This is a genomic window from Nostoc sp. PCC 7524 (assembly GCF_000316645.1).
Lineage (GTDB): Bacteria > Cyanobacteriota > Cyanobacteriia > Cyanobacteriales > Nostocaceae > Trichormus.
This window is the reverse complement of sequence record NC_019684.1, coordinates 258631-276210: the sequence shown is the minus strand read 5'-3', so window position 1 is coordinate 276210 and position 17580 is coordinate 258631. Positions and strand designations below refer to the sequence as shown.

The 17580-nt window shown below is 42.3% G+C and carries 16 protein-coding genes; 7 read left to right on the top strand and 9 right to left on the bottom strand.

Annotation, left to right across the window (positions count from 1 at the left end; all coding sequences use genetic code 11):
* Positions 1 to 69 precede the first annotated feature (69 nt).
* Positions 70 to 2637: a sensor histidine kinase gene (locus NOS7524_RS01195; protein WP_015136628.1), complete on the bottom strand. Its 2568-nt coding sequence runs from the start codon at positions 2635 to 2637 to the stop codon at positions 70 to 72.
* Between the two features lie 256 nt (positions 2638 to 2893).
* Between NOS7524_RS01195 and NOS7524_RS01190 the strand changes: the two genes are divergently transcribed.
* Positions 2894 to 3529, top strand: a complete 636-nt coding sequence (locus NOS7524_RS01190; RefSeq protein WP_041555488.1) for a DNA-3-methyladenine glycosylase family protein — start codon at positions 2894 to 2896, stop codon at positions 3527 to 3529.
* 262 nt (positions 3530 to 3791) lie between these two features.
* Here the strand turns inward: NOS7524_RS01190 and dapF are convergent, their stop codons facing one another.
* Positions 3792 to 4631, bottom strand: a complete 840-nt coding sequence (dapF, locus tag NOS7524_RS01185) for a diaminopimelate epimerase (RefSeq protein WP_015136626.1) — start codon at positions 4629 to 4631, stop codon at positions 3792 to 3794.
* A gap of 165 nt (positions 4632 to 4796) precedes the next feature.
* Between dapF and NOS7524_RS01180 the strand changes: the two genes are divergently transcribed.
* Complete coding sequence (locus tag NOS7524_RS01180) at positions 4797 to 5018, top strand: Hfq-related RNA-binding protein (protein WP_015136625.1); 222 nt, start codon at positions 4797 to 4799, stop codon at positions 5016 to 5018.
* 5 nt (positions 5019 to 5023) lie between these two features.
* Here the strand turns inward: NOS7524_RS01180 and NOS7524_RS01175 are convergent, their stop codons facing one another.
* From NOS7524_RS01175 to NOS7524_RS01165, 3 genes are all read right to left on the bottom strand, one after another.
* Complete coding sequence (locus NOS7524_RS01175; RefSeq protein WP_015136624.1) at positions 5024 to 7360, bottom strand: cation:proton antiporter domain-containing protein; 2337 nt, start codon at positions 7358 to 7360, stop codon at positions 5024 to 5026.
* 213 nt (positions 7361 to 7573) lie between these two features.
* Positions 7574 to 8071 (bottom strand): GNAT family N-acetyltransferase, encoded by a 498-nt coding sequence (locus tag NOS7524_RS01170; protein ID WP_015136623.1) that lies wholly within the window; start codon positions 8069 to 8071, stop codon positions 7574 to 7576.
* Positions 8058 to 8345 (bottom strand): type II toxin-antitoxin system TacA family antitoxin, encoded by a 288-nt coding sequence (locus NOS7524_RS01165; RefSeq protein WP_015136622.1) that lies wholly within the window; start codon positions 8343 to 8345, stop codon positions 8058 to 8060. Before NOS7524_RS01165 ends, NOS7524_RS01170 begins: the two co-directional genes overlap by 14 nt.
* A gap of 214 nt (positions 8346 to 8559) precedes the next feature.
* On the opposite strand from NOS7524_RS01165, the gene NOS7524_RS01160 reads away from it, so the two are divergent.
* On the top strand, positions 8560 to 9399 hold the full coding sequence (locus tag NOS7524_RS01160) for a hypothetical protein (RefSeq protein WP_015136621.1): 840 nt from the start codon (positions 8560 to 8562) through the stop codon (positions 9397 to 9399).
* A gap of 27 nt (positions 9400 to 9426) precedes the next feature.
* On the opposite strand, the gene NOS7524_RS01155 is transcribed toward NOS7524_RS01160, so the two are convergent.
* Together NOS7524_RS01155 and NOS7524_RS01150 are read right to left on the bottom strand one after the other, a co-directional pair.
* On the bottom strand, positions 9427 to 10002 hold the full coding sequence (locus NOS7524_RS01155) for an HdeD family acid-resistance protein (protein ID WP_015136620.1): 576 nt from the start codon (positions 10000 to 10002) through the stop codon (positions 9427 to 9429).
* A gap of 71 nt (positions 10003 to 10073) precedes the next feature.
* Entirely contained in the window at positions 10074 to 11420 is a 1347-nt protein-coding gene (locus NOS7524_RS01150; RefSeq protein WP_015136619.1) for an erythromycin esterase family protein, read from the bottom strand.
* Positions 11421 to 11639: 219 nt separating this feature from the next.
* Between NOS7524_RS01150 and NOS7524_RS01145 the strand changes: the two genes are divergently transcribed.
* The 3 genes from NOS7524_RS01145 to NOS7524_RS01130 all read left to right on the top strand — a co-directional run bounded on the left by NOS7524_RS01145 (position 11640) and on the right by NOS7524_RS01130 (position 13924).
* Positions 11640 to 12281 carry a bifunctional 4-hydroxy-2-oxoglutarate aldolase/2-dehydro-3-deoxy-phosphogluconate aldolase gene (locus NOS7524_RS01145; RefSeq protein ID WP_015136618.1) on the top strand — a complete coding sequence of 214 codons (642 nt, stop codon included), beginning with the start codon at positions 11640 to 11642 and terminating at the stop codon, positions 12279 to 12281.
* 86 nt (positions 12282 to 12367) lie between these two features.
* Positions 12368 to 12880: a L,D-transpeptidase gene (locus NOS7524_RS01140; protein ID WP_015136617.1), complete on the top strand. Its 513-nt coding sequence runs from the start codon at positions 12368 to 12370 to the stop codon at positions 12878 to 12880.
* A gap of 504 nt (positions 12881 to 13384) precedes the next feature.
* The gene (locus NOS7524_RS01130; RefSeq protein WP_015136616.1) at positions 13385 to 13924 is read left to right on the top strand and encodes a L,D-transpeptidase; all 540 of its coding nucleotides are present in this window, start codon (positions 13385 to 13387) and stop codon (positions 13922 to 13924) included.
* Between the two features lie 38 nt (positions 13925 to 13962).
* Here NOS7524_RS01130 and NOS7524_RS01125 read toward each other — a convergent pair whose 3' ends face one another.
* On the bottom strand, positions 13963 to 14766 hold the full coding sequence (locus tag NOS7524_RS01125) for a sulfite exporter TauE/SafE family protein (protein ID WP_015136615.1): 804 nt from the start codon (positions 14764 to 14766) through the stop codon (positions 13963 to 13965).
* 138 nt (positions 14767 to 14904) lie between these two features.
* Entirely contained in the window at positions 14905 to 16137 is a 1233-nt protein-coding gene (locus NOS7524_RS01120) for a glycosyltransferase family 4 protein (RefSeq protein WP_015136614.1), read from the bottom strand.
* A gap of 196 nt (positions 16138 to 16333) precedes the next feature.
* Between NOS7524_RS01120 and NOS7524_RS01115 the strand changes: the two genes are divergently transcribed.
* A complete protein-coding gene (locus tag NOS7524_RS01115; protein WP_015136613.1) occupies positions 16334 to 17287 on the top strand; it encodes a glycosyltransferase in 954 nt (317 codons plus the stop codon).
* Positions 17288 to 17580: the final 293 nt, after the last annotated feature.

The window sequence follows — 17580 nt, the reverse complement described above, 5'->3', positions numbered from 1 at the left end:
TTATGAGTAATGAGTAGTGAGTAATGAGTAAGAAATTTACTTATTACTTTTTCAATTAGTTGCTGTACCTCATAAACATCGGGACTGCCTTCTGCTCTCTGCCTTTCTTTGATCAAAGGGTAATGTAAACCAGAAAGTTACGCCACGTTTAGTATTACTAACAACACCAATTTCGCCACCATGAGCTTGAATAATTTGCCGACAGAGATACATTTTGCAGCTGATAGCCGTAGAACAGGGAGCTTGAGGATCTCGCACGTATAAATCAAACAGGCGATCGCATTCTAGTTTACTCATGGTTACGCCATTATCTTGAATTTGAGTCCGAATCATCCCTTTTTCCACGGCAGCTTTGACAGTAAAGTTGAGTCCTGGAGGATTATGTTGTAGGCTATGAGTCAACAAATTGCTCACAACTTTCTGCAACCGTGCTACATCTGCCATCACCAACGGTAAATTTTCCGGAACCAAATTCTTGACAGTTGCTTGGTTTTGGCTCAATATCGGTTGTAAATCTCTAGTAAACTTCTCAAACAGGGCGCTAAATTGCACCCGTTCGCGCTGGAGTGTCATCCCCTGTTCTTCACAAGAATGAATTTCCAGTAACGAGTCTAGCATTCCCAATTGCCAATCATTACCTTGAATCATCCGTTCAATAATCGAGTCAGGAACAGAAATTTTGGATTGGGCATGGGGCATTGAGCATTGATAATCATACTCTCCTCTGCTTCTGTGCCTTTCCCCAATCCCCAATCCCTGAAGATTCTTCAACACCATCAAGTTACCCATAACGGAAGTGCGTAAATCGTGGGCAACGGTGTGTAATACAACGTCCTTGACTCGTTGCATTTCTGCTAATTCCTGCATTTTTTGTTGCAGTTGGGCAGTCCGTTCTTCTACCTGCTGTTCGAGATTAGTGTTGAGGTCAGCTAGTTCTTGATATAGTTTGACTTGTTGAATTGCGATCGCTAATTGTTCCGACATTTGCTGTAGCAAATCAATTTCTATTGGTTGCCAATGTCGCGTTCCAGAACATTGATTAGCAATTAAAGCCCCAAATAATTTCTCACCCAAAAAAATAGGTACAGCTAAGGTAGCTTTGGTGTGAAATTGTTGATAAATCGCTTGTAATGGGGGTGATACGTCGATTTGGCTGACATCTGGTACTGCACGCACCCGATTAGCTGTCAGCACAGTCCGCAATTCTTGCAGATAGGTGTGATCATTATTTGTCCACCCCAAAACTGAGGGATACTTGGAATTGACTGATTCCGCAACAATGGTAGCTCCTACTCCAGGATCATCAATACCAATAAATACCCGGTCTGCTTGTAAAAATTGTCTGACTTCCGTTACCGTAGTCTGGAGAATTTCATCTAAGTTAAGAGAAGAGCGAATTCTCACTAGGGTTTCTGTTAAGATGCGATCGCGTTGTGCTGCCAACTGCCGTTCGGTGATGTCATGATTAATGGCTAAGATGTGGGGAACCCCGTCTAAATCAATCACTTCAGCCGAGAGTAAAGTTGTCACCACCTCACCTGATTTGCGGCGAAAGGCCAATTTACAGTCGCGAACTACCCCATTTGTCTTTAATTGTTGTATTAATTCGGTGCGATCGCTCTCATGCACCCATATATTTAAATCAAAGGCAGTACGACCGATAGCTTCATCTCGCTCATAACCTGAAAGTCTGACAAAACTATCATTAACTTCCACATAGCGTCCATCTTTGAGGGTGCTGATAGTAATGGGATCAGGACTGCAATTAAAAGCTTTAGAAAACTTTTGCGCCAGATTTTGCAAAGTGCTTTCAGCTTGTTTGCGCTCAGTAATATCCCTGACAATCGCTAAAACTTCATCGGAACCACTGATTACTAACCGCGCCTCATAGTCTCGCACGCCCCCAGGAATTGGTAGTTGATATTCGCAGCTGTGCAAATTCCCTGTATCCAAGGTTTTGATAATCATCTCTTGGCCAATAGCGGCTACATCCCTTGGTAAGACATCCTGCAAATTTCTACCAATGATTTCATCCCTAGATAAAATCCCATCATTTCCTTTCAAATCGAGATACTGGCCATCACGACTGATGCGAAACATTAAATCAGGGATAGCATCCAAAATAGCTTGATACCGTGTTTCACTGGCGTGTAATTGAATTTCTGCCCTTTTGCGGTCTGAGATATCCATAAACCATCCCTCCCAAAGCAGATCGCCATTAGCCTGTAATTCCAGTTGGGAAGTCGCTTCAATCCATTTCAGTTGACCACTAGGCGTGATGATGCGACCTTGCCAACGCCAAGGTTTCATAGTCGTAGCCGCCAGAGTCATAGATGCTGCCAAGCTGTTGATATCTTCAGGATGAATAAGTTTGTCTAGAGCTTGCCCATCTGCTCGGATCACCTCTGGAGCTAATTCATATAGTTTTTGACTACCAGCACTGACATAAAGCCAACACCGAGAACCATCTGGCCGCAGTAGAAACTGAAAAATCATTCCCGGTAAATTGGCAGTAATTCTTTCCCACCAAGTAATTATTTGTTGTTGACAATCTAGTTGAGGTAAGGATTTAGCAGTTTCATCCACTCTGTGACCCTTTGATAAGCAAGTAACTGATGTATGGTTAACGGTAATCATAGCTGTTTTGACAGTTTTTATAGACTTCTGATGCTATCGACAGCATTCATAAACAGCATCCCAACTCTTTCTTACTTCAGGTTAATTCTTGAGATGGCGATCGCATTCACCCAATCGGGTGAACCATTAACCCAAGGGTAAATAATTTAACGTAGTAGATGGTACATGAATGAATCAATTCAAAATTCAAAATAAAGATGAAAATGTTAAATATACTATGTTGAAATCTAAAAAAACGCCTATAACAAAAACCACAATGAACCTAGAAAAAGAACTAGAATCTTTAACTCCAGAAAGTTTTAACTATGCTTTAAATATGCTGGCTCAAATTGATAGTGATTTAGCTCATGTTTTAGCAGTCCTGGGGAATCCTCCCCTATGGAACAGGGAGCCTGGGTTTCCCACCTTAGTGCAAATCATTCTAGAACAGCAAGTTTCTTTAGCGGCTGCCCAGGCTGTATTTAATCGTTTATCTCAAACTGTTACACCCCTAACCCCAAACAATTTTCTCACCTTTGATCATGAGCAATTAAAAGCAATAGGATTTAGCCGCCAAAAGAGTTTATATTGCCGGGAACTGGCGGATGCAATTGTCAATGGTCAGCTGAATTTAACTCAGTTGGAAAGCATGGATGATCGCACTATTAGAAACCAGTTAAAGCTGATTAAAGGGATCGGCGACTGGACAGTTGATATTTACCTATTAATGGCACTAAAACGCCCTGATGCCTTTCCTAAAGGTGATTTAGGTCTGGTGATTGCCACCCAAAAACTCAAAGGATTGGCAGAGCGTCCTACACCTATACAACTAGAAGCGATCGCCCAAAACTGGCGACCTTGGCGGGCAGTAGCTGCCAGAATTCTCTGGCACTACTACTTACAGCACTTTTGAAGTAAGTGAGGTACATCATGAGTAATGAGTAATGAGTAATGAGTAATGAGTAATGAGTAAAAAATTTACTTATTACTCACTACTTATAGCTGTAGACAAGGCGATTTGCCTATTGCCTATTGCCTATTGCCTTCTGCTATATTTCTAAGTTTTTAAATTGCGTAAAGCCTACGGCATAGCTGCGCTTAGAGCGGAGCGGGGCGGGAGCATCGTTGCGTAGGCGTTAGCCTTGCCGTAGGCTATTGCGAATTGTGAATTGGTATTACACTTTACCAGTGAATACCCTCTCGGCTGGGCCAGTCATGTAAATCCGTTGGTCTACTTCTGACCATTCAATGTGTAAAGCACCACCGGGTAATTCCACAGTGGCGGCGCGATCGCATTTTCCCGTCAATACCCCAGCCACCAAGGAAGCACAAGCCCCAGTTCCACAAGCTAGGGTGATTCCTGCGCCCCGTTCCCAGACGCGCATTTTCAGGTAGTCACGACTCACTACTTCAATAAATTCGGTGTTTGTTCTTTGGGGAAAAGCTGAGTGATGTTCAAATTTCAGGCCGATAGTTGCCAAAGGAATCGCCGTCACATCTTCGACAAAGGTAATACAGTGAGGATTGCCCATACTTACACAGGTAACTTCCCAAGTTTGCCCTTCTACTTCTAGGGGTTGGTTAATCACCTTAGTATCAGGTGTAGATAGGGTAGTAGGGATTTCCTCTGCTAATAATCTTGGTACACCCATATCTACCTTGATTTGACCATCCGGCATCAGTTGGGGTGTAATCACACCAGCCAATGTCTGAATTTGGTAGGTGTCTTTATTCCGAAATATCCCTTCTAAATCTGCTAAAAACCCTGCTAAACAGCGAATCCCGTTACCACACATTTCCGGTTCCGAGCCATCGGAGTTAAAAATCCGCATCGTGTAATCCGTGCCGTGTTCTCCAGGTAGGGCAAAAATCACACCATCAGCACCGATACCAAAATGGCGATCGCATAATTTAACAGCCTGCTCTGGAGTCAGTACAGGTAAGCTTGACGAGCGATTATCAATCAAAATAAAGTCGTTGCCTAAACCGTGATACTTAGTAAATTCAATTGCCATTTTTCCAATGATGAATTATCAATGATTAGGTATTGGGCATTGGGTATTGAGCATTGGGTATTGGGTATTGGGAATTAGTGCTTCTCTTTCCCCATTCCCCATTCCCCATTCCCTATTCCCTATTCCCCATTCCCCATTCCCTAAATTATTCCATCATTACCAACAATGGCTATAACTGATTTTGACACCTCACTACCAAGTATTCGGCAAGTCCAAAACCTGATTAAACAAGCAGCTGCACTGGATTTTAAACTGGTGACTGGCGACTTGATCAAGGGTAGGATTTTATGGCAAGACCCCGACTGTATTTGTGTTGTTGATGAAAACAGTCAACAAATTACTATTTGGAAATCAGCGATCGCTTACTTTAAATCAGTTAACGGGTAAGGGTTTTATTCTGGTTTGTGTTCGATAGGCACAATTTCTGTGACGGTTTTTAGCTCCCTGGCTTTCATAATTGGGATAGACAAAGGCATTTCACTGATGGCGGCAAATAATGGTTGTAATTGATTGAGAGTAGGCACGCTACCACACAGTAGCACTTGATCGCCATCTCGCAATTCCATATTACCGTCGGGGTAACGGATAAACTTACCATCACGTCGCATTGCTTGTATTTGTATCCCCAATTGCTCATACAGAGATAAGTCTGCCAGGGTTTTACCCACAATGGGAGCATGAGCATTGACTGTAATCCACTGACAGGCGTTATTAGCTTCTGGTACAGCTACTTTGCCTTTAGCGAATTCATCTAAAGCTGCTAGTTCCTCAGATGCGCCGACAACCAAAAGGCGATCGCCTGTCTCCAATTTGGTTTGATGATTGGGATAATCAATTTCATCCCCGTTTGCACGGCGAATCGCCATTAAACTAACTCCTGTGAGGTAGCGTACATCCGCTTCTTCTAAACTCATCCCAATCAGGGGCGAATCTGCTGGTAAAGGATACCAGCGACGATTTAAATCGCGTGTGGCTTGGCGTAAATCACGGGAAACCTCAGCAGCAGTACGTTCTGGACGCAAATCTAAATAATGATCATTGCGGATTTGCTGCATTTCTTGCTGCACCACAGTGGGTAAAAAGCCCAAACCACTTAATAAATAAGTGGCCATTTCTAAACTAGCCTCAAATTCTGGTTGAACTACTTCCCTTGCGCCTAGTTGATACAGCACCTCAATATTTTTATCCTGGGTAGCGCGGACAACTAAATCTAATTCGGGACACAATTCCAAAGCGCGTTTGAGACATAGACGGGTACTCATAGGATCGGGAAGTGCGATCGCCATGCCTTTGGCATGATTTACCCCAGCCGTTTCTAGTACGTGCAAACTCACACAATTACCGTAGACGTAAGGCACTCCCGCCTCCCGTAACTGCTGAATTCTGCTTTCCGATTGGTCAATCACGACTACAGGTAGGTTGTGCAACTGTAACAGCTTGACCAAATTTTTACCAACTCGCCCATAACCACAGACTACTATATGGTCTTTAAAAGGTAGTTCTTCTGATACATCTTTGGCCTGACTTTCATCTAAATAAGGTTGCAGCCAAGGCATTGATTCCATCAAGTTAAATAAAAATGGCACCAACCGCAGCACAAACGGGGTGATCATTAGTGTAACGGCGGTAGTTCCCAAAATCAGTAAATATATGCGTCGAGATACCAACCCTAAAGCTTGTCCTTCACTGGCTAGCACAAAGGAAAATTCCCCAATTTGCGCCAATCCCAACCCCGCAATTAAGGCTGTTTTTAACGGATAACGGAACAATTTGACTAAGGGGGTGATAATTAAGAACTTGCCGACAAATACTAAGGCCACTAACCCTAAAATTAATTCCAGGTTGTTCCACAAAAACACCGGATCAATTAACATCCCAATGGCAGCGAAGAACAAACTAGCAAAAATATCTCGCAGTGGTTCAACATAGGTAAGGGTTTGATCGGCGTACTCCACCTCCGAAATCATTAACCCAGCGACAAACGCCCCCATCTCAATGGAGAGTCCCAAATATTCTGTCAAGAGGGCAATACCCAAACACAACGCCACCACGCCTAATAGAAATAGTTCTCGGCTTTCGGTGCGGGCTAAAAGTCTGAGTAATGGGGGTATTAACCAAATTCCCGCTACTACTGCCCCTGCTGCAAATAAACCAATTCGTACCAAAGCTGTCAGGACGGCAATACCTATAGCTTCTCCTGGTTCATTAAGGGCAGGTAACACCGCCAACATTAATCCTAGGGCTAAATCCTGGACTACCAAAATTCCCAGCATCACCTGCCCGTGGGGTGTTTCGGTTTCGTTGCGCTCCATCAAGCATTTAAGCACCACGGCTGTAGATGAGAGGGAGAGAATTGAGCCTAGGAACACACCCTTAGCGGGTAAAGTTCCCCATGCGCCCGTGACTCCACACACCACTACCGTCACCAGGATTGTCAAGGCGATTTGTAGCCCCCCACCACCGAGTGCGATCGCTTTCACTTTTTTCAGTTCGGCAAAGGAAAACTCTACGCCCAAGGCAAATAATAAGAAGGCAACTCCAAACTGCGCCAGGGTTTCCACTTGCACAACTTCTTTAATCAGCCCCAACCCAGCCGGTCCTACAACCATCCCACCAATGAGATATCCCAGCAGTACGGGTTGTCTTAGCATAGCTGCTAATAAACCGCCACAGGCCGCAACAGCCAAAACTGAGACTAAATCAACAATTAATCTAAAATCTTCTTGCACCAGTTTTTCTAAGAACTATTAAGACCCATTAACCTTAGAATACAAATTTTTAACTATCTGAGGGGAGGGTAACTGTGCAACAAGAGCAAAATTTATGTATTTATGATGTAGTAGAGTGTGTTAAACTGTCGTCAATACTTATAACGCGTTATATCGCAGTGCAAAGCACCAATATTAATATTAAGTTAAGGCTGAGTTAACACGACTGAACTATTACTCAAGCATTTGCTGTATTACTGACAATGGCAAAAATAGTTCTAAAGAAGCATCTTCGAGATTAACAAAGCCATAACGAGAGTAGTAAGTTTTTGCAGATTCATCTTTTGCATCAACGAATAAGCCAATACCCCCAGCATTATCAGCTACGATTGCAGCTCGCTGCATCGCCTCAATCATCAAAATTTCTCCAATTCCTTGTCGCTGATAGGCTAGATCAACTGCTAATCTTGCCAGTTTGACACCAGGAACTTGAGATGGATATTTCTTGAAAAATTTCGCGGAAAATTTATCAATACGCACTTCACACAATGTCAATGTGAAGAAACCAATGATGATCTCTGGCTGTTCTGTATCAACTAGAACGAAAGTACGAGACACACCTTTTTGGATATGCTGTCTTGCCGTTTGTTTGAGGAATTGATTTAGTGCTGGATTACCACAGTCAAAGCGATCGCGATCGTGCTGCTTGTCTAGCAATTCAATGACTCTCACGGAAAAATTCCTTGTGCTTGTTCCAGGCTGCTTTTAACTTCGCATTCGGTGCAGGAGGATTCTCAATCAGGCTAAATACTTGATCAGCATCACTTTGTGACAAAATAATCACTCGTTCATCTTCTATCACCTTTTTTGCTTCTTTCAATGCCGCTTGAATCATAAACTGATTCAAGGTAGCACCTGATAATTCTGCTGCTCTTTGTAGAGTTTCTTGAATGCTTTCAGGAATTCTGGCTGTTACTCGAACTGTGTTTTTGTGACTGTTCGACATGGAGAATAAAGCGTTATATTTTCCTAATTTTAACTTACTGGTGTCATTTTGGCACTACCACAAACAAAAGTTGTCGTTAATTTAAAATCTATTCTGGAAGCTACATACTTAAAATTCTTTATAGAAATGATACAAAATTAGTCAAACTCAGTTCGTAAAATCCCGATCGCAATATGTATTTAGTGCAAGTCCCAACTTTAGCTATGCCAGTAATATGTACAACTACAACGAGTCTCCTTTTTCCTCCCCAGGTTCTCATTCAGGGCAGTTAGAAATTCGGCGCGGACAATACTTCAATTATGTAGTGCCGAGTGGTTGGCGTGTAGTTGAAGACGGTCAATTTGCTATTGTTTTGTGTTCTCCAGACAATGCTGCTTTGACGATCATGGTAGGGAATTCTGGACTGCCAGTAAACTACAATCCCTGGCAGTTTGTCTACGAGAAACTCTTGGCAATGCAGCCCTATGAACTCCAGATGAGTCAGCCCCGCCAAGCTCAACCAATTCCTGGATGCGCGATCGCTTATGAATGGGATTATATATACAAGTCCAATGATATCCCCTGCCGAGGCATAGCCAAGTGCAGCGTAGCATATAGCTACAATCTATGTACGATGGTGATGACTTGTGCAGCATCCCATGACTCACAATGGGTTCATTATGCTTCATGGTTGCCCCAGGTAGCAGGTCAAGTTATGGCTACAAATGGGGCTGCCTTTGGAATACAGGGGATTATGGCACAGAATATAGAAATCTCGCAAACCGAGGGACAGAGGCAGAGGGAATACCGCGAATGGTCTGAGCGCACTTGGCAAGAGGTGAGTCGCCAACGTGGTGAGTCTGTAGATCGCCAAAACTTCCATTTCCGTGAAAATCTCGGCAATGTAACAACTTGGACAAATCCCTATGGGTATCCAAATGTCGAGCTACCAACAAGCTACAACTATTTTTGGATTAACCGTCAAGGACAAATTTATGGTACAAATGATCCCGGTGAAAATCCCAATGTCGGCTCAACTCAAGATTGGGCAAGAATGAATCGGTATCAACCTTAAATGTGTGCAGAATTAGACTATTAGGATTTACAGTCTGTGTTGATTGCTCCACTTACGTAGTCGAAAAGAAAGAGCTAATAGTAATATTCCAAAGAAAATGGCATAGATACCAATGATCCACATAATGGCTAATGCGCCAGCAAATGGCCAAATGACCAACAGCACACCAAAGAAGAATGAGGCCATTCCGGCTATTGCTAGCAGCCATTCGTTCTCAATTGCTCTTCGCAACTGAAAGGCTGCAATTATCTCGAAAATACCAGTGATAATTGCCCAAGCCGCAATGAGATAAAGCAAAATTAAGAGAGTAATATCAGGCCAGATAAACGCTAGCACTCCTACGATGATGCCTACTGCTCCTTCTAGCAACAGTAACCAGCCGTGAGTATCATTGAGACGGTCTCTAAATGCTGCAATTTCTAACAAAATTCCACCCAGCACTAGAAAGGCAGCAAACAACAACACCAATACTGTAATAGTAATTCCTGGCCAGAATAATGCTACTAAACCAAAAAGAATAGCCAGTGTACCCCGCAGAGCCAGTGTCCACCAGTTCCGCGCTAGGCGGTTTCCCATGCTCATCGGATCAAAGTTATTTCTCATTGCGTACTTGTTTCACTCCCACATCATTGCAAAAACCGAAAGCAAAGGAGATTTAACTCAATGCCCAATCCCTAAAGAGCCGAAGGAAAAGTCTCTGGTGCTTCCCCCATCTCCCAGTAAGCATTGCGATCTAGGGGTTGTACTCCTTTGGTGTCGTCAATGTGAATGATTGCATCAAATTGCTTGGGGAGAGAAGCTTGCAAGTAATGACTGACGCGCTCGGTTTCGGGTTGGTAAATAACACCGATCGCTCTTTCTAATCTTGGTTGTTTGAGACTGGTAATAGCTGGATTTTCATCCCGCATTAGTAACAAGAACTGAGGTATTCCTGTCTGATGGAATAGGGCTTCATAACTTTCTGGTAAAGCAGAACGAACTTGTTTGAGTTCAGTTGTTTCTCCCCAACCAGAGGCGGCGGTGACGGTACCTGTGTAAGTAGTAAACCCAATTAACACCACATCTTTGTCGTAGCGATCGCGGACTAATTGGCCTACATTTACTTCACCGAGTTTACCCATATCTGTGGCTCTCGCGTCTCCCAGGTGGGAGTTATGTTCCCAAACGACTACTTTGCTGGGTGTTACCCGTTGATCTAAATGGTTAACTAGATGTTCTAGGGTTTCTGCCATGTGGCGATCGCGAATATTCCATGACGAAACCTGGCCGCTAAACATAGCACGGTAGTATGCCTCAGCGTTTTTTACCAATCGGGCATTCTGCTCGGCAAAGAATAACTCATCGGCGGCTAATTGATGATTGTTTTGGATATACTGGGCAACTCGGCGTTGCATTTCTTGTAATTGCTGAACTACTTGTTCCTCACAAGATTTTCTGAGTCCGAAACTGGTTGTATATCCATAAGTTTGCGTGTTTTCACCAAAATGCTCAAAGCAAGAATAACGATAATGTGCGCGGTTAGCGGCTTCCGGATCTACCTGCTCCAGGTAGTTCAGCACTGCTTCTATAGAAGCATACATACTATAAAGGTCTAGGCCATAAAAGCCAACTTTAGTTGCTTCTTGGGGTAAATTATCGTTATATTCCCGTAACCAGTTGATAAAATTAATCACATCTGTATTCCGCCACATCCAAGTAGGGAAGCGTTGAAAATTAGCCAGTGCTTCCGTTGGTGAAATATCCTCACAGACACCTTGGACATAGCGGTTAACGCGGTAGGCATCAGGCCAATCTGCCTCAATGGCTACTGCTGTAAAACCCTTTTCTTGAATGAGTCGTTTTGTAATCTCTGCCCGTTGCTCGTAGAATTCATGAGTGCCGTGGGAAGCCTCACCAATTAAAACGAAACGAGCATTACCAATCAAGTTGAGCAATGGGTCGTAATCTGCGGCAGTCCCTGATAATCGGTATGCAGACTTACGCAATGCTTCAACTATGTTGTTTATAGTTGCTTCTACCATAGGAATTAATACCTCAGAAGCACTGCCAGGTTTTTACACTTGTATGATCGAACAGCCAAGACCATTAAAGTTTCATGCTTCTTAATCTGGGCTTGGCTAGATTCAGCTTAAAAACTTCCGACTCATCCTACATCCGGCTAATGGTGCATGAGGTTTGATGTAGTAATCTATCTAGGGATTGAGCAATTGCAGGAGGCAGGAAGGAGGAAGCCAGTCCCGATGAAACAAGTTTCACATCAAGTTTGGTTATCAAAGTTGCAAACACAAAGAGCGATCGCCGTCATCCGCGCACCGAAAATCGAGTTGGGACTAGAAATGGCTTTGGCTGTAGCGGCTGGGGGAATGCAACTGATTGAAATTACCTGGAATAGCGATCGCGCTGGGGAATTAATCACCCAACTCCGCCGCCAGTTACCCGAATGTACGATTGGCACAGGGACATTATTTAATGTGCAGCAGTTACAAGATGCGATCGCCTCTGGTGCAGAATTTCTCTTCACTCCACACGTTGACTCTGCCATGATTCAAGCCGCCGTACAACAAGATGTCCCCATTATCCCAGGTGCGCTCACCCCGACAGAAATTGTCACAGCTTGGTCTTATGGTGCTAGCTGTGTGAAGGTGTTTCCTGTGCAAACTATGGGAGGCGCTAGCTATATCAAGAGTTTGCAAGGGCCACTTAGTCATATTCCCTTAATTCCCACTGGGGGAGTCACCCTAGACAATGCGCCAGAACTCATCCAAGCTGGTGCGGTGGCTGTAGGTTTGAGTGGTGAGTTATTCCCCAAGCAGTTAATTATACAGAGAGATTGGCAGGCGATCGCTCAACTTGCCAGTGATTTATTGCAAAATTTATCGTAGTTTTCTGGATGAAATTATTTGAAAGTCATGGTTATATTTGATTTCTGCAAAATTGCTTTAAACTGCGTCATTTCTGTGTTTCTACCATGACAAAATTAATTTCTCAGGACTTGTCACGCTGCTTAAAAATATTTCTGGCTGGTGCAGCATTATCATTAAGTACAGTTAGCATTAGTGCAAGTTCCACCTGGGCAAGTTCAACTAATCAGAAAATTGCACAAACTATCCAAACTCTACAACAATCTGAGGAGCGTTGGATTCAAATTGATCTCTCACAGCAACGATTAATTGCTTGGGAAGGAGGAAAACCTGTGTATGCAATTATTATTTCCTCTGGCAAAAAATCTACACCTACACGGGTTGGTACTTTTAAAATTCAATCTAAACATAAATCTACCCGAATGCGCGGTAGAACTTATGATGTTCCCAACGTTCCCCATGCTATGTTTTACGATGGTAATTATGGTATTCATGGTGCTTATTGGCATAAAAGATTTGGTACACCAGTCAGCCACGGCTGCATCAATCTCGCACCTGATCATGCTAAGTGGCTATTTAATTGGTCATCTTTAGGTACACCAGTAGTTATTCAGAAGTGAGGGGACTGGGGACTGGGGATTGGGGATTGGGGACTGGGGACTGGGAAGATAAGAAAGCAAACAAAGAAATATTGCCTATTGCCTATTGCAAGAGTGCCTATTGCCTGACTACGCAGATAATTTTAGAAATCAAAGCGGATTCCTATATATTTTCAGTTAAGACAATTATGGTATTTTATCAACCATAAATAATTAAAATTTTCCTTCTCTAGCCACTAGGATTTGATATCTATCCCCGGTTTTAAAAAGATTATAAATATCAGTAAAATCAGATAATCAATGTCATTTTCCGGAAGTGGCATCACTGAAATTGAAATAAAGGATAGAAGAAATAATTCATCTGTCTGCCTCACATAAATCTGCGTAAATCCTGACTTTCTCTAGAATCTAATTTAAAACAACCTAAATTCATAAAACCTCAAGTTTTATGTTGTGAATCTGGGATTTTCAGAAATCCAGAGTTTAGGAATTGATGACTTTTGCAGAGTAAGAAGGTGATGCAATATGCCAAACTGGATTCGCAGTATCGGAATACATCGCTCAGGTAAATTTTCTACTGGTGTAGTATTAATGATGGCGGCTTTGCTATCTTGGATGCCACCGATCGCAGCTGAACCTAAACCTACCAAAGCCATAGCTGCATCAGCAAATTACAGCAGTATGATCGCATCTAATCTTCAGCAAATATCCCAATCTCGGCGAATTGAGATTGATTTATCACAACAACGTTTATTTGCTTGGGAAGGTAATCGGCTGGTATATTCCTTCCGTGTTTCTACAGGCAAGCGTTCCACTCCTACGCCTACGGGCAAGTTTACGATTAATTCCAAATATCGCATTAACCGGATGCGAGGCCCTGGCTATGATATCCCAGATGTACCTTATGCAATGTATTTTCACAAAGGCTATGCCATTCATGGTGCTTATTGGCATAACCGTTTTGGTACTCCCGTTAGTCATGGTTGTGTGAATTTAACTGTCAACCAAGCCCGCAAGCTTTATAATTGGGCTTCGACAGGCACTGTTGTAGTAGTACGTAAGTAAAGATGGGTAATGGGTAATGGCAATCTAACAATTACCCATTACCATTTGAGCAGCATGAAAATAGCGATCGCAATCACAAAATAACCAAAACCTGTTTCTAACTGTTGTGCTTCTACAAATCGAGTGAGGTAAGCACCAAGCAACATTCCTAAACCGGCGGCTAAGGTAAAACTCAGCATTAAGTTAACATCTATGGGAACATGACCGAAATACCCAGCAAATCCCGTGACAGATTTGAAAGTCATGATCACTAAAGATGTACCAATGGCTTCTTTGATGGGTGTATTACCTAAAAGTACCAAAGTCGGGATAATCATAAATCCACCACCAATCCCCACCATACCTGTGATGATCCCCACCCCCAAACCTTCTGCGGGAATTGTCACCCACCGATGAATATTTTTATATGTATTAGGTGATAACTCTAACTCAGCACTAGGTTGTCTGACATCTAATTTCACATTTGCGGCTGATTTATGGTGACTATTTTGAATCATGAAGTAGGAAGCCACAAACATGACAATTACAAATAAAATATGCTGTAAAGTTGGTGTCACAATCGGGAGACTAGCTAAACGCGCACCGATGTAAGCACCTAGCATGGCGCTGGGAGAAAACAAAGCAGCTGTTTGAAAGTTGACATGATTTTGTAGCCAGTGAGGAATAATCCCAATCAGGCTGACAGCACCAACAGTCACCAAACTCATCGCGATCGCTGACTTTAATGGCACTCCCAACACATAAACTAAGATGGGTACAGCTAAAATCGACCCACCACCACCAATTAAGCCTAAGCTAATGCCGACACAAACAGCTAGGAAGTGAGCAATGATCCAGATCATGGGAGTGGGGAGTGGGGAGTGGGGGAGATGAGGGAGATGGGGGAGATGAGGGAGATGGGGGAGATGGGGGAGCAGGGGAGCAGAGGAGAATAACTATTGCCTATTGCCTATTGCCTATTGCTTATTACCTATTGCCTATTAACTATTGCCTAAACACACTTGCTCATAACGCTTACCGGCAATATGCCAAGTAAATTCTGTTTCCACGAGTTGTCTACCGTTGTGAGATAGTTCTGTGCGTAGTTGGGGATGATCAAATAGTTGACTAATAGCGTTAACATATTCTGCTGGTTGATTTGCTCTTAATGCTTTTAATGATATTCCTTCACCATCTACGGCTAGCCCTTCTAAACCGCGATCGCTCGCTACTACGGGTACACCTGCCGCCATGGCTTCTAAGGTTTTATTTTTAATGCCAAAACCAGTCCTCAAGGGTACTACACATACGGTAGATTGATGCAGATAATCTACCATTGAAGGTACACGCCCAGTTACTTTGACACCGGGAATTTTTTCCAGGCTTAAGACTTCTGGTGTTGGTTTAGCACCGACAATACTAAATGTGGCATCAGGATAACGTGTTTTTAGCTCTGGGAAGACTGCGAAAGCAAAAAACCTGGCTGCATCGATGTTATGGGAAGCATCCATTGCTCCTACAAATATTAAACTGTGTCCCTCTGGGTCTTGGGAACGGTAAGGAAATAATTCTAAATCTACGCCGTTGGGAATGACTTGGATATCGATATCAGGACGGAGTTTCAGAAATTCTTGGCGATCGTCTTCTGTGGTGACAACTATATTAGAAAACTTGCTACAGTATCGCTGCTCATAACGCTTGAGGACAAAGGTAAGATAGAGGCGATCGCGGATGGCATTTTGTGCAGCACCCATTTCTAAATGATCACGAATCCAGCCGTACACTGAACTGTGGATATCTATGACTGTATTCACACTGTGACGAAATTCTGGACGGATATATATTTCATTGACACTGTGTTCACAGGTAATAACATCATATTTTTTGGCTGCAACGCAACTATCCACAAAAGCTTGAATTTCTGGTGAATAGCGATGCAGAACGTTAGGCGGTGTCGCCTTAATCACTGATTCCAGAAAGCGTCCCGTTTTCGCCAACACTCCAGTAACAGCATTTTTGGCTTGGGGATTTGATGGTAAAGGGAAAACCATCAACTCACTTACATACTTGCGTAATTCTTCCACTTCTACATCTGATACACCCTTGTTATACTGCGTAACTAAAGTTACATCATGGTTTTGCTGGAGGTACTTGAGTAAATTAAAAGTTCTAACTTCCGTACCGCCACGACTCGGCGGATAAGGAAACGTAGATGAGAGCATGAGAATACGCATATAATTTTAATAATCCTTGGAGTAATTAGTATTGTTTTTCACCTGTAGGCTGTATCTGTAAAATATAGCCGCAAATAAAGTCAAGTTTCAAATTAGGCTGACAATTAACAAAACTAGACGAAAAGCCAAATTAGCTGCATATTATACATAGATTTACATCACTGGTTATTATTAGAAATTTTGTCACTAAACAGTTATGAATAATCAACCTTTATTGTCTATAATCACGCCAACTTTGGGTAAATTTTCTGATTATTGGTTAGATAATCTCCTCAAAATAGAAGGTTCTGTAGAATTTGTTTTAGTTTACCCTCCTAACTTCAAAATCACACCTATTGATGATTCTAGAGTCAGAATCATAGTTAGTCCCTATAAAGGCGAAATGCCGCAGAGATTTGTTGGTTTACTGAATGCTAAAGGTGACTATCTTTTAGCCTTAGATGATGATGACTATGTACATCCGCAAGTTTGCGAAGTAGTAGCTAAATACTTCCAGAGATTTCCTGAAAGTTGGATTCTCAGGTTACAAAAGCTGAATATTGATATTAAAGATGAAGAACGCATCAAACAAGCTTGGGAAGCAATACCCGATGTTGAACAATTAGAAATCTGCAAAAAAACACCAGAAAATCCCTATCCTTATGAGAAAGGTAACTTTAAAGGATTATTAGAAGTTCCCATTGCACCTTTAGATAAAAACTTTGACTGGCGTTATTTATTCTGGCCTTTTATCAATAGAACTGATAATAATGGCTACCATTTTGAGAATTTCAATAACATTGTTTGGCGAAATGATTTGATTCAGCAAGCACTTCCAGAACTTTCCCAAGCAACAAAGGTAATGGGAGCAGTGACTTGGATACCTTCTAGCGGGTTTGATAGATTATCTGGCTTATTTGTGCAAGCTAATTTCTTCCAGAAGGATGCTATTATTGGTCACTGGATGCCGAAACCAGAACAAATTAGATATATCGATAAAGATCCATCTTTAAAACCGCCAAGGTTTCATGTAATTTCTGATGTTTTGTTAGTCAAACATTTCCCCAAATACGGTTACTTGTGGAATTTGGTATTTAGTAAGTTATATGGTGTACCTAGAACAGTGGGTAAAGTCATGAAGTTGAAGTTAGCGAAGAAAAAACAGAAGTAAATAGAAAGAAGTAAGAGGCTATTTATAAACAAAATACCGAGTAGGGTGTGTTACGGCATAAGCTAATTGAATAAGACTAGAATATTTAATATTCATGCTGTAACGCACCATTGATTTCGGTGTATTACGCTGCACTTTAAAGCACCCTACAAAGTTCAGCATAACAGCTAAGTTATTAACGCCTAGAAATTATAAATTATTAGTCACAGCCAAGAATCCTTTTGAAAAATCAGAGTTCTTTGTTGTGACTCTCACAAGGATGTGATGTATAGATAAAACCTATTAAAATTATT